This window comes from Actinomadura violacea, from assembly GCF_017573465.1.
Classification (GTDB): domain Bacteria; phylum Actinomycetota; class Actinomycetes; order Streptosporangiales; family Streptosporangiaceae; genus Spirillospora; species Spirillospora violacea.
Genome location: NZ_JAGEPF010000004.1, coordinates 316748 through 329755, shown reverse-complemented (window position 1 = coordinate 329755; position 13008 = coordinate 316748). Strand labels below are relative to the sequence as shown.

Sequence of the window (13008 nt, the reverse complement as noted above, 5' to 3'; positions counted from 1 at the left end):
GACATGGGACGATTCCTGCTCCTCACCGGCGACAAGGGCGCCGGGAAGACCACCGCCGTGCGGCGCGTGGTCGACGCGGTCGGCCGCGAGCACTTCGCGGGCTTCTTTGCGGGCGAGGTCCGGCGGGACGGTGCGCGCCGCGGGTTCGGGCTGACCTCGCTGGACGGCGGCGAAGGCGTCCTCGCCTCGGTGGACTCGGCGAGCCCGCTGCGGGTCGGCCGCCCGAACAGCGCCGGCGTCGGCCGCTACGGCATCGAGCTGGACTTTCTGGAGAACGTCTGCGTGCCGCTCATGCGCAAGGCCGCCGAGCACCCCGGCGGAGCGATCCTCGTCCTGGACGAGATCGGCCCGATGCAGCTCTACTCCGAGGCGTTCAAGGACGCGGTGCTCGGCCTTCTCTCCGACGAGAGCGACGCCCTGGTGTTCGGCACGATCGTGCTGCGCAGCACCCCGTGGACCGACGCCCTCAAGAAGCGCGCCGGGGTCGAGACGTTCCTGCTGACCGAGGCGAACAGGGACAGCCTCACCCGGATGATGTCGCTCTACCTCGGCGAACTCGTCCGGCGCCGATGACCGGGCGGCGGGGTCAGCCGCCGCCGTCCGCGCGCTTCTTCAGCTCCTTGCGCAGCTTCTTCTCGTTCCGCCGGGCGCGGCGCTTGACGTCGACGCCGCCCCAGAACGCGAAGCCCTTGACGACGACCGTGGGGGAGCCGGGCACCCCCGCGGCGCTCGCGCCGTGGTCGAAGCCGCCCATGATGCCGAGGCCCTTGACGTGCACCGAGATGTCCTCCGGCGCGACGATCTCGACGCCGCCCATCAGCGCGAACGCCCAGATCACGACCTCCTTCTCGGCGAACCGGGCGTCGCGCAGGTCGATCTTGCCGCCGCCCCAGAACGCGAACGAGAAGAACGAGCGCGGGACGTTCCACACGCCGGTCCGGGTGAAGCCGCTCATGATCCCGATGCCGGACGACCAGGACGGCGCGCCCTCGACGGGCCGCCAGTCGGCGCCGGACTGCGGCGCGGGCGCGGCGGCGGGCGCTCCCGCCGCCGGCAGGTCGCGGGTGATCGGCTCCAGCTCGGCGTAGGTCTTCGCCGCGTACACCGCGTCGAGCCGCTCGTCGAGCTCGGTGAGCGTGAGCCGGCCCTCGCCGGCCGCGTCGCGCAGCACCTGCGCGACGCGCTCCCGGTCGGCGTCGCCCGCCCGCATCTCCGCCGGGCCGGGAGTACCGGAGTGTTCCGGCAGATTCGTCATGCCCCGAGCCTAGACGGTCAGGCCGGGATCAGCCGCACGATGACGGACTTGGAGGTCGGGGTGTTGCTGACGTCCGCCGTGCTGTCGAGCGGTACCAGGACGTTCGTCTCCGGGAAGTAGGCGGCGGCGCAGCCGCGCGCCGTCGGGTAGGCCACGACGCGGAACGCGGGGGCGCGCCGCTCGACGCCGTCGGACCACTCGGAGACAAGGTCCACCGTGGCGCCGTCGGCGATGCCGAGGACGGCGAGGTCGGCGGGGTTGACGAACACGACGCGGCGGCCCGCTTTGATGCCGCGGTAGCGGTCGTCCAGGCCGTAGATGGTGGTGTTGTACTGGTCGTGGCTCCGGACGGTCTGCAGCAGCAGCCGGCCCTCCGGGACCCGCAGCACCTCCAGCCCGTTCACCGTCAGGTTCGCCTTGCCGGTCGCGGTCGGGAAGCGGCGCTCGTCGCGCGGCGCGTGCGGCAGCGTGAAGCCGCCGGGCTCGCGGACGCGGGCGTTGTAGTCGGCGAAGCCGGGGACGACCCGGGACACGTGGTCGCGGATGACGTCGTAGTCGCGCTCCATCGCGTCCCAGGCGATGCCGGAGCCGGGGAGCGCCGCCCGGGCGAGGCGGCAGACGATCGCGACCTCCGACAGCAGGTGCTCGGAGGCGGGCGCGAGCCGGCCGCGGGAGGCGTGCACCATGCCCATCGAGTCCTCGACGGAGACCAGCTGCGGCCCGGACGCCTGCTCGTCGCGCTCGGTGCGGCCGAGCGTCGGCAGGATCAGCGCCAGCTCGCCGGTCACCGCGTGCGAGCGGTTCAGCTTCGTCGACACCTGCGCGGTCAGCCGGCAGGAGCGCAGCGCCTTCTCGGTGACGTCGGAGTCGGGCGTGGCGCGGACGAAGTTGCCGCCCATGCCGAAGAACACCTTGGCCTTGCCGTCGCGCATGGCGCGGATCGCGTCGACGGTGTCGAGGCCGTGCTCGCGCGGCGGCTCGAAGGAGAACTCCGCGGCGAGCGCGTCGAGGAACTCCGGCTTGGGCTTCTCGTAGATGCCCATCGTCCGGTCGCCCTGGACGTTGGAGTGCCCGCGCACCGGGCAGACGCCCGCGCCGGGCCGGCCGATGTTGCCGCGCAGCAGCAGGAAGTTGACGACCTCGCGGATCGTCGGCACCGAGTTGCGGTGCTGGGTGAGGCCCATCGCCCAGCACACCACGATCCGCTTCGCGGCGAGCACGTCGCCGAGCGTCGCGGCGATCTCGCCACGGGTCAGCCCGGTGGCCTCCAGCACGTCGTCCCAGTCCAGGCCGCGGACGTGCGCCTCGAACTCCGCGAAGCCGTGGGTGTGGGCGTCGAGGAACTCGCGGTCGAGGGCGTCGGGCGCGTCCGATTCCAGGAGCAGCCGGTTGAGCGCCTGGAAGAGGGCGAGGTCGCCGTTCAGCCGGATCTGCAGGAACCGGTCGGCGAGCGCGGTGCCGCGCCCGGTGACGCCGGACGCCCGCTGCGGGTTCTTGAACCGCATCAGCCCCGCCTCGGGCAGCGGGTTCACCGCGACGATCCGGGCGCCGTCCTTCTTGGCCCGTTCCAGCGCGGACAGCATCCGCGGGTGGTTGGTGCCGGGGTTCTGCCCGACGACGAAGATCAGGTCGGCTTGGTAGAGGTCCTCCAGCAGCACCGAGCCCTTGCCGATGCCGATCGTCTCGCCGAGCGCCGACCCCGACGACTCGTGGCACATGTTGCTGCAGTCGGGCAGGTTGTTGGTGCCGAACGCGCGGGCGAACAGCTGGTAGGCGAACGCCGCCTCGTTGCTGGTGCGCCCCGAGGTGTAGAAGACGGCCTCGTCGGGGGAGTCCAGCGCGGTCAGCTCGGACGCCAGCAGCCCGAGCGCCTCGTCCCACGGGACCGGCTCGTAGTGATCGGATCCGGCGCGCTTCAGCATCGGCTCGGTGAGACGGCCCTGCTGCCCGAGCCAGTGGTCGGAGCGCTCTCCCAGCTCGGCGACGGTGTGCGCGGCGAAGAACTCGCGGGTGACGCGCCGGGTGGTCGCCTCCTCCGCGACGGCCTTGGCGCCGTTCTCGCAGAACTCCGCGACGTGCCGGTGGTCGCCCTCCGGCCACGCGCAGCCGGGGCAGTCGAACCCCTGCTTCTGGTTGACGCGCAGCAGCGTCAGCGCCGTCCGGCGGGCGCCCATCTGGTCGTAGGACTGGCGCAGCGCCGCCGCGACGCCCGGGACGCCCGCCGCCCACGCCTTCGGTTTCGACACCCGCATCCCGGTGTCGTCGAAGTCATCGGCGGGCGCCTGGCGGGTCATTGTGCACATCCTCGTGGTCGGGGGTCGACCTCCACTGTCGCACGCCGGAGGCCGTCGCGCGCCCCCGGCTACTGCGGCGGGCCGTCGGCCAGGCGGAGCGAGGCGGCCATGCGCGCGCCCTGCCCGGTGAACCACTCCAGCCGGACGGTCTCGCCGGGATGGTGCGCGAGCATCAGCCCGGTCAGCGCGGTCGGCGAGTCGACCGCGGCGCCGCCCAGCGAGATGATCGTGGCGCCGACCGGAACGCCGGCCTCGTCGGCCGGGGTGCCGGGCACGACCTCGACGACCTGCGCGCCCTGCGTGTCGGAGGAGCGGACCTTCACCCCGAGCATCGCGGTGCGGCCGATGTGCACGGTCGCCGACGCCTGGCCGCGCGCGATCTGGCGGGCGATCGCCAGCGCCCGGTCCGACGGGATGGCGTAGCCGCGGTGGGTGCCCTTCGGCTTGGACTTGCCGACGGTGAACGAGGCCGACGCCGCGGTGTTGATGCCGATGACGCGGCCGCGGGTGTTCAGCAGCGGCCCGCCGGAGTCGCCCGGCCGGATCGGCGCGCTCGTCTCGATCATGCCGGTGAGCCGCTCGGAGGTGCCGTCGCTGTCGTCGCGGGCGGTGACCGTCTGGTCCAGGGAGGTGACCTTGCCGGTGACGACCGTCGGGGTGCCGCCCTTGCCGCCGGCGTTGCCGACGGCGGTGACCGGGTCGCCGACGCCCGTCGAGGACGGGTCGCCGAACACGGCGGCCTTCAGCCCGGACGCGCCGAACAGCCGGATCACCGCGACGTCGCTCTGCCGGTCGTAGCCGACGATCTGCGCGGTGTAGGAGCGCCGGTTGTCGGTGTCGGTGCCCTTGATGGTGGTGGCGCCCTGGATGACGTGGTTGTTGGTCAGCACCAGTCCCGCGGGGTCCATGACGATGCCGGTCCCGGCGGCGCGGGTGCTGTTCAGGCCCTGCTCGGTGTCGATGTTGACGACGCCGGGGCGCCGTCCGCTCGGCTTCTCGTGCTTGGCGACCGCCGTCCGGACCGGCGGCGGGACGTCCTCGGGTCCCGCGCCGCCGCCGTTCAGCGCCTGGCAGCCGGGCGCGACGAGGACCAGCAGCGCGACCAGCAGCATGGGGATCGCGGCACGGAGACCGCGATGCTCGAAGACCTCGTTCACCGGCGCCTCCTAGCAGTTTCCTCCCATGATTCCCGATCCGGGGGGATTAGTCCTGCGGTCGGGTTCTTGACCTTCCCATGGATAACCGTTATCTATAAGCACCATGGGACGGACCCTGATCGTCGCCCGGCTCGCCCTGCGCGACCTGAGGCGGCGGCCCGCGCAGGCGCTGCTGCTCGTGATCGCGGTCGCGGCGGCCGCCACCACGCTCACCCTCGGGCTGCTCGTCCGCGACGCCGCCGGCGCGCCCTGGCAGCGGACCAGGGCGGCCACGGCCGCGCCCGACGCGGTCGCGACCATGACCGACGCCGCGTCACTGCGGGCCCTGGCCCACGCGGACGGCGTGGCGAAGGCCGGCCGCCCCCAGCCGACCCTCTCCACCTCGCTGCGGGCAAAGAACACGCAGGTCAACGCGGTCGTCCAGGGGCGGGACACCGCACCGTCCGACCTCGACCGGCCCTACGTCACCGCCGGGCGCTGGCTCTCCCCGGGGACGGCCGTGGTCGAACGCGCGTTCGCCGGCGCGCTGCACGTCCGCCCCGGCGACCGGATCGTCCTGGCCGGACGGGACTTCCGGGTCGCCGGCATCGCGGTGACGGCCGCGCGCGCCCCCTACCCGTCCGCGACGCCCGGGCTGGTCTGGCTGACCCGCGCCGACACGGCCCGGCTGGCGCCCGCGGCAGCGGCCACCCGCTGGACGGTGCCACTGCGCCTGACCGACCCCGCGGCGGCGCCCGCGTTCGCCGCCGCGCACCCGGGCGTCCGCTCCGCCCAGGACATCGGCGCCTACGCAACCAGCGAGCTGCACCTCGCCAACGGCGCGCTGCTCGGCGGCACGTGGGCGCTGGCGATCCTCGCCGGACTCTGCGTCGCGCTGCTGGTCGGCGCCCGGCTCGCCGAGCAGGGCCGCCGCGTCGGCCTGCTCAAGGCCGCCGGCGCGACCCCCGCCCTGGTCACGGCCGTGCTGATGGCCGAGCACCTGGCGCTCGCGCTCGCCGCGGGCGTCCTCGGCCTGCTCGCCGGCTGGGCCGTCTCCCCGGCGCTGACCGGCCCGAACGCCGGACTGCTCGGCACCGGGACGGCCCCCGCCCCCACCCCCGGCACCGTCGCGGCCGTGCTGCTCGCCGCGCTCGCCGTCACCGCCGCCGCCACGGCCGTCCCCGCGCTGCGCGGCGCGCGGATCAGCACGGCTCGCGCGCTGACCGAGCCGGTGCGCGGACCGGGACGCCGGTCCCGGCCGGTCGCGCTGTCGGCGCGGCTGCCCGTCCCGCTGCTGCTCGGCGTCCGGGTCGCCGCCCGCCGCCCGCGCCGGACCGTCCTCGCCGCCCTCAGCACCGCCGTCACCGTCGCGATGGTCGTCGCCGCCCTCGCGCTGCACCGGGACGTGGCGCGCAAGGACGCGGGCGCCGCCGGGCCCGACTTCGTGCCGGGCGCCGGGAACCCGGTGACCGAGCGGATCGGCGAGATCGTCCTGGTCCTGTCGCTCGCGCTGCTCCTGCTCGCCGCCGTCAACGCCGTCCTCACCGCCTGGACGACCTCGCTCGACACGGCCCGGCCCGCCGCGCTCATCCGCGTGCTCGGCGCCACGCCCGGCCAGGTCACCGCCGGGCTCGCCGCCGCGCAGCTGCTGCCCGGCGCCGTCGCGGCCGTCGCCGGCGTCCCGCTGGGGCTGCTGGTGCACCGCGCGGCGCTCGCCCTCGGCGGCGGCCACGCCGGGGCCGGCGTGCCGGCGGCCTGGCTCGCCGCCGTCGTCCCGGCCGCGCTGCTCGCCATCGCCGTGCTGACGGCCGTGCCCGCCCGCCGCGCCGCCACCCGGCCCGTCGCGCGCGTCCTCAGCGGGTGAAGTACCGGCGCGGGTTCGCGACGAGCATCTGGTCGATCTGCGCGTCCGGCACGCCCGCCTCGCGCAGCGCGGGCAGCACGTCGTCGCTGATGTGCCGGTAGTTCCAGTTCGGCGCGAACGCCGGCACGGTCGCCGGGTCCGGCCCGAACCAGTCGATGAAGCAGCTCGCGTCGTGGCTGAGCACCATCCGGTCGGCGTAGCCGCGCTCGCACAGCGCCGCGACCGTGCCGACCCGGTCGGCCGTGGAGTTGATGGCGTCCAGCCCGAACCGGTCCATGCCGAGGATCGCGCCGGTGTCGGCCAGCTCCATCAGGTAGTCGAGGTCGTTGCTGTCGCCGGCGTGCCCGATGACGACCTTGCCGAGGTCGACGCCCTCCTTGCCGAGGATCTCCACGACCGTCCGCCCCGCGTGGCTGGAGCTCTCGGTGTGCACCGTCACCGGGGCACCCGTCTCGCGGTGCGCGCCCGCCACGGCCCGCAGCACCCGCTCCACGCCGGGCGTGAGGCCCGGCGCGTCCATCGCGCACTTGAGGAACGCCGCCTTCACGCCCGTGTCGGCGATGCCCTGCGTCAGGTCGCGGACGAAGTCGGCGGTCATCGGGTCCGGGCCCTCCATCAGCGTGCCCGGACCCCGGTAGTGGAACTGGAACGGCAGGTCGTTGTAGGTGTAGAGGCCGGTCGCCGCGATGATGTTCAGCTCGGGGACCTGCTCGGCGATCCGCTGGATGCGCGGGATGTAGCGGCCGAGCCCCCACACCGTCGGGTCCGCGATCGTGGTGATGCCCCGGGCGGGCAGCTCGCGGAGCTTGGCCACCGCGTCGGCGACCTTCTCCTCCTCGTCCCACCAGTCGCCCGCGCCGTAGTTCTCGACGTTCTCGGTGCTGAGGCAGAAGACGTGCTCGTGCATGTACGTGCGGCCCAGGGCGGCGACGTCGACGGGTCCGCGGACGGTCTCGACTGCGGGCATCAGGGTCTCCCTCGATCCAGGCCGGACGGATGCATACCGACCGGTCGGTTTCTGGCAAGCTATGTCCGTGGACGCGGGCGCGTCAATGGGAGGAGCGCCGATGACCGAGACCCAGCCTACGGCCGCCGCGGCGGAGCCCGGCGGGGACGCCGCGCCGGTGCGGCGCAGCCCCGTGGAGCGGCGCATCCTCGCCGCGGCGCTGCGGCTTTTCGCCGAACGCGGCTTCGACGGGGCCTCCGTCCAGGGCATCGTCGAGGCCGCCGACGTCACCAAGGGCGCCCTCTACCACTACTTCGACTCCAAGGACGCGCTGCTCTACGAGATCTACCACTCGCTGATCGCCCGGCAGCTCGCCGACCTCGACGCCGTCCTCGCCGAGGGGCTCCCGCCGCGCGAGGCCGTCCGCAAGGTGCTGACCGGGCTGATCCTCAGCACCGCCGAGCACGTCGACGAGGCGAAGGTGTTCAGCCGCGAGTGGCACCGCCTCGACGACGCCCGCATGCACGCCGTGCGCGCCGACCGCCGCCGCTACCACAACACCTTCCGCGCCCTGGTCGAGCAGGGCAGGCGGGACGGCTCGTTCACCACCCCGACGCCCGCCGACACCGTCGCGATCGTCGCACTCGGCATGGTCAACCAGCTCCCGCGCTGGTACCGGGCGGACGGCCCGAAGCCCGCCGCCGACCTCGCCGCCGAGGTCGCCGACTTCATCCTCGCCGCCCTCGACTGACCGGGTGGTCACCGTTGAGTTGCGGCGTGTCGTCCTCAAACCGCCCTTCATAAGGCCGACACGCCGCAAGTCAACGGGCTCGGGTCTGGAGGTGTAGGGCGGCGTCGCGGACGTCGGCGAGCTCGGCGTCCCAGTCGGCGGGGGCCGACAACGGCGCCAGCACGAACTTCGACAGGCCCGCGTCGACCAGCCGCTCGAGGTGCGCCTCCAGGCCGTCGAGGTCGGGGACGACATCGGCGGGATCGGCGGGCCCGCTGATTCGGCGGACGCGGGCGAACCGCGCGGCGGCCTCCTCCGGCAGGGGGCCGCGCCGGTACGGGACGACGGCGCCGAAGTGCTCCTCCTCGATCTCGCGTCCGGCGGCAGCGGCGGCGTCCTGCACCGCGGTCCGGCCGCGCTCGGCCTCCGCGGGCGTGGTGAACGCGGCGAGCCAGCCGTCCGAGAGCCGCCCGGTGCGGCGCAGTTCCGCGTTCGACGTCCCGCCCATCCACACGTCGAAGCCGCCCTTGACGGGCCGCGGTTCGATCCGCAGCCCGTCGTAGCGGAAGCGCGGGCCGTCGTGGACGACGGCGTCGCCGGCCCAGAAGCGGCGCAGCAGCGGCAGCGCCTCCTCGAAGATCTCGGCGCGCTCCTCGCGGCGGACGCCGAACGCCTGCTGCTCGGCGGGCAGCCGCTGGCCGAGCCCGAACGCGGGCAGCAGCCGGCCGCGCGCCAGCACGTCCAGCGACGCCAGCTCCTTGGCGAGCAGGGCGGGGGAGCGGCCCGGCACCGTCATCACCGCGGTGCCGAGCTTGATCCTGGAGGTCAGCGCCGCCGCGTGCGTCAGCACGACGACGGGGTCGAGCGTCGGCCCGGACGCCCGCTCGGAGACCCAGAGCGAGTCGAAGCCCTCGCGTTCGAGGCCGAGGGCGAGGGCGGTGAGGGAGTCGGGTCCGAGTGCGCCGGACGCGGGTGCCATGCCGATGCGAACGATCACGTCCCGACCGTACGCACGGTCAGTTCGCTGACGCAACCCTCGACGGTGCGGCCGCGGCGACGGCGGCGGCGAGCAGCGACAGCACCGCGATCGTCACCGCCATCGGCAGCGCGGTGCGCGGCCCGGCGATCCCGGCGAGCGGCCCGGCGGCGCCGCCGAGCGCGAACTGCGACAGCCCGAGCAGCGCCGACGCGCTCCCGGTGACCCGCGGCGGCCGGTCGGCCAGCGCGAGCGCCGTCGCGTTCGGCATGATCAGCCCCTGCCCGGACGCGACGAGGAACAGCGCGGGCAGCACCGCGGGCAGCCCGCCGCCGGCCAGCACCGCGGCGAGCAGGAGCAGCCCGCCCGCGGCGACGGTCGCCAGCCCCGCGGCCAGCAGCCGGCCCAGCGCGACGCGCCCGGCGAGCCACCCGCTGAGCTGCCCCGCCGCGACGATGCCGAGCGAGTTCACGCCGAACGCGACGCTGAACGCCTGCGGCGACAGGTGGTAGATGTCCTGCAGCACGAACGGCGAGCCGGAGATGTAGGTGAACATCGCGGCGAACGCCAGCGCGAGCGCCAGCCCGGGGCCGGTGAACGTCCGGTCGCCCGCCAGCGCCCGGAACGTCCGCAGCGTCGCGCGCAGCCCGCCGGTCTCCCGCCGCCCGGGCGGCAGCGTCTCGCCGAGCCCGGCGAGCGTCGCCAGGAGCAGCGCGACGCCGATGCCGGAGAGCACGCCGAACACGCCGGGCCACGGCATGACCCGCAGCAGCTGCCCGCCGATGACCGGCGCGAGGATCGGCGCCAGCCCGTTGACCAGCATCAGCGTCGAGAAGAACTTCGCCGCCGCGATCCCGTCGTACAGGTCCCGGACGACGGCGCGCGCGATCACGATCCCCGCCGCGCCGGCCGCGCCCTGCACGACCCGCAGCGCGATCAGCGTCTCCACGTTCGGCGCCGCGACGCACAGCAGCGACGCGACGGCGTACGCGGCGAGCCCGGCGAGCAGCGGCCGGCGCCGGCCGAGCGCGTCGCTCAGCGGCCCCGCGACGGCCTGGCCGACGGCCAGGCCGATCACGCAGGCGGTCAGCGTGAGCTGCGCCTGCATCGCCCCGGTCGACAGGTCCGCGGCGACGCGGGGCAGCGCCGGCAGGTACATGTCGATCGACAGCGGCGCCATCGCGGTCAGCGCGCCCAGCACCACGATCAGCGCGAGCCGGCGGTCGGGCCGGCGGACGGCTCCGGGTTCGGCGTCGGTCGGCGTCGCCGCCTCGGTCATCGGTCCTCCGTCGTTCGGGCCGGCCGGCGGGGCAGCGGCTGCGGGTCGGGCAGGGGGTCGCCCACCTGCGAGAACACACCTACACCATCGTCACGGCCTGCTCGAACCCGAGGCGGGGGTTGCGCGGGAACCAGGCGTCCGGGCCGGGCCTGCCGGCGTTGACGACGGCGATCGCGCGCTGGTTGCCCGCGAGGAACTCCCGCTCGACGGCGGCGGCGTCGAAGCCCGCCATGGGCCCGGCGGCCAGGCCGGCGGCGCGGATGCCGAGGATGAGGTAGCCGAGCTGGATCGAGGCGTTGAAGCGGGCCATGGCGGGGCGGCCCGGGCTGTCGTGCAGGGCCTCGCGGGCGCCCTCCTTGTGCGGGAAGGTGACCGGGAGGTGCTCGTGGAAGTCCTCGTCGGCGGCGACGATGAGGGTCAGCGGCGCGGAGGCGGTCTTGGCCCGGTTGCCCTCGGCCATCAGCGGCAGGAGCCGCTCGCGCGCCTCGGCGGTGCGGACGGCGACGAGCCGGAGCGGCTGGGCGTTCATCGCGGTCGGCGCCCACTTGACGAGGTCGTAGATCGCGCGCAGCTGCTCGTCGGTCACGGGTTCGGCGCTGAACGCGTTGGCGGTGCGGGCCTCGCGGAACAGCAGGTCCTGGGTCGCGTCGTCGATGGCGAGCAGCCCTTCGGGCGCGATCGTCGTCATGTTCCCACCTCTCGGTCGAAGGGAAGCCGCGGGTCCGGGCGGCTCCGAGAGGGTGTAACCGGATGACGGTCCGTTATCTGCCGCGTCAGGAGGTGCGATCCGTCACATGCGGGTCAGAACGGGAATCGCTCGGCGGCGGCGACGACCGCGCCGGTGACGGCCGCGACGGTCAGCACCGACAGCCCGCACAGCACGGCCCAGCGTCCGGCCTGGTAGCCGGCGGGGACCCGGCCGGAGCCGCGGCCGCGGACCGGCCAGGGGGCGCGCAGCGGCGCGGTGCCGGGGACTTCCTGCGCGTCGCCGGCGGTGACGGGGTGGTCGCCGCCGGACGGGGCGGCGGGGGCGAGGCCCGACGCCCAGCCGAGCAGGTCGGCGACGTCGGCGGGCTCGGTCGCGAGGCCGGAGGCGAAGTAGCGGACCTGCCCGGCGACCTGCTCCAGGGTGCGGACGGTGTTGCCGAGCCCGACCCCGTCCAGCCAGGCCCGCACGTCGCCGTCGTGGCCGAGGCAGCGGCCGATCTCGGTGCGGACGAGCAGGTCGGTCTTGGTGACGATGACGGCGACGCGCTTCTGCCGCCCCTGGTCGGGACGGGAGCGCAGGTCGTTCAGGACCCGCTGCAGGGTGTCGGCGGGGTCCTCCTCCGAGGACGCGGCGGCGTGGTCGACGAGGTCCCGCTCGTCCTGCGCGAGGGCGCGCCGGACCTGGGGGAGCGCGAACGGGTCGACGACGAACAGCAGCGCCTCGCCGTGGTCGAGGTAGCGCAGCGACTCGACCTCGGTCGCGCCGGTGTAGTGCTCGCCCGCCGGGTCGAACAGGTACAGGATGCGGCGGGCGCGGCCGGGCAGGTCGACGTCGACCATGGTGGCGAGCGGCAGTTCCGGGCCGGTCTTGGCGGGCCGCCCGCCGCGCCGGAACTCGCGGATCGCGCCCGCGTACGCCTGCGCGTGCCGCTGCTCCACGAACGCCAGCCGCCCGTGCTGGGACCGGGCGCGCGCGTGCAGCGCCCGGATGCCGAGGAACATGAACGTGGTCTTCCCCGCCGCGGGCCCGCCGACGAACGGCAGCGGCTCGACGCGGACGCGCCCAATGCGCTCGGGGAGGCGCCCGCCGCAGTGCGGGCAGTACGCCGCGAGCCGGAACCGGCCCAGCGGGACGGTCGTGGGCAACCGCGCGCCGCACCGGCACACATGCCGGAACGCCCCGGCGGCGCCGGGCGACAGGCGCGCGTGGCGGGCGCCGCAGCCGGGGCACTCGTACTCGGGCAGGCCGATCCGCTCGTAGCAGAACGGGTGCGGGCAGGTCTGCAGGATCCGCCCGTACGCCATGAAGACCCTCTCGACCGCCGCGAGGACCAGCACGCACGCCAGCCACGCCGCCAGCCCGACCGCCGCGACGACCCCGTACAGCACGGTCAGCGCCAGCACGAACGCCGCCGCCGGGACGGCCGCCGCGACGATCCCGGCGCACAGCGCCACCCAGATCGGGAACGCGAAGAACCCCCAGAGCCCGCCGAGCAGCGTCCGGGTGAGCCGGACGACGATGCCGGACGCGATCCGGTACACCTGCGGGACGACGGTCCGGCTGATCGTCCACCAGTCGCGCCACACCTGGACGAGCAGGTAGTTGCGGTAGGCGACGTCCGGTGCGGCGACGGGGGACGGGCCGTCGAGCGCGGACGGGGCGAGCGTGCGGCACGCGTTGAGGTAGTACACGCCGAGCGCGGCGGCGCCCGCGACGATCAGCGTCGCGGGGAACAGCACCGGGAACACGTACCAGAACCCGAGCCACATCGCGGCGGCCCACACCGCGGCCAGCAGCAGCACGATCACGATCTGCACGG

The 13008-nt window shown here is 74.8% G+C and carries 11 protein-coding genes; 3 read left to right on the top strand and 8 right to left on the bottom strand.

Features of this window, described 5'->3' with window-relative positions:
• The first annotated feature begins 3 nt into the window (after window positions 1-3).
• Window positions 4-573, top strand: a complete 570-nt coding sequence (locus J4709_RS07270) for a nucleoside-triphosphatase (RefSeq protein ID WP_208238315.1) — start codon at window positions 4-6, stop codon at window positions 571-573.
• Window positions 574-586: 13 nt separating this feature from the next.
• Here J4709_RS07270 and J4709_RS07265 read toward each other — a convergent pair whose 3' ends face one another.
• From J4709_RS07265 to J4709_RS07255, 3 genes are all read right to left on the bottom strand, one after another.
• Entirely contained in the window at window positions 587-1255 is a 669-nt protein-coding gene (locus J4709_RS07265) for a DUF1707 domain-containing protein (protein WP_232383090.1), read from the bottom strand.
• 17 nt (window positions 1256-1272) lie between these two features.
• Entirely contained in the window at window positions 1273-3549 is a 2277-nt protein-coding gene (locus J4709_RS07260) for an FdhF/YdeP family oxidoreductase (RefSeq protein WP_208238313.1), read from the bottom strand.
• A 68-nt stretch (window positions 3550-3617) separates the two neighbouring features.
• On the bottom strand, window positions 3618-4706 hold the full coding sequence (locus J4709_RS07255; RefSeq protein WP_307801057.1) for a S1C family serine protease: 1089 nt from the start codon (window positions 4704-4706) through the stop codon (window positions 3618-3620).
• Between the two features lie 103 nt (window positions 4707-4809).
• Here J4709_RS07255 and J4709_RS07250 point away from each other — a divergent pair, with 103 nt between their 5' ends.
• A complete protein-coding gene (locus J4709_RS07250; protein WP_208238310.1) occupies window positions 4810-6549 on the top strand; it encodes an FtsX-like permease family protein in 1740 nt (579 codons plus the stop codon).
• Here J4709_RS07250 and J4709_RS07245 read toward each other — a convergent pair.
• Window positions 6539-7516, bottom strand: a complete 978-nt coding sequence (locus tag J4709_RS07245; protein ID WP_208238308.1) for a phosphotriesterase family protein — start codon at window positions 7514-7516, stop codon at window positions 6539-6541. The genes J4709_RS07250 and J4709_RS07245 overlap by 11 nt on opposite strands.
• A 100-nt stretch (window positions 7517-7616) precedes the next feature.
• Here J4709_RS07245 and J4709_RS07240 point away from each other — a divergent pair, with 100 nt between their 5' ends.
• Window positions 7617-8246, top strand: coding sequence for a TetR/AcrR family transcriptional regulator (locus J4709_RS07240; protein WP_208238306.1), 630 nt, complete (start codon window positions 7617-7619; stop codon window positions 8244-8246).
• A 70-nt stretch (window positions 8247-8316) separates the two neighbouring features.
• Here the strand turns inward: J4709_RS07240 and J4709_RS07235 are convergent, their stop codons facing one another.
• The 4 genes from J4709_RS07235 to J4709_RS07220 form a co-directional block, all read right to left on the bottom strand.
• The gene (locus tag J4709_RS07235) at window positions 8317-9222 is read right to left on the bottom strand and encodes an LLM class flavin-dependent oxidoreductase (protein ID WP_208238304.1); all 906 of its coding nucleotides are present in this window, start codon (window positions 9220-9222) and stop codon (window positions 8317-8319) included.
• Window positions 9223-9241: 19 nt separating this feature from the next.
• Window positions 9242-10480: a multidrug effflux MFS transporter gene (locus J4709_RS07230; protein ID WP_208238302.1), complete on the bottom strand. Its 1239-nt coding sequence runs from the start codon at window positions 10478-10480 to the stop codon at window positions 9242-9244.
• Between the two features lie 79 nt (window positions 10481-10559).
• The gene (locus tag J4709_RS07225) at window positions 10560-11168 is read right to left on the bottom strand and encodes a malonic semialdehyde reductase (protein ID WP_208238300.1); all 609 of its coding nucleotides are present in this window, start codon (window positions 11166-11168) and stop codon (window positions 10560-10562) included.
• 113 nt (window positions 11169-11281) lie between these two features.
• Window positions 11282-13006, bottom strand: a complete 1725-nt coding sequence (locus J4709_RS07220; protein ID WP_208238298.1) for a TRAFAC clade GTPase domain-containing protein — start codon at window positions 13004-13006, stop codon at window positions 11282-11284.
• Between the last annotated feature and the right edge of the window lie 2 nt (window positions 13007-13008).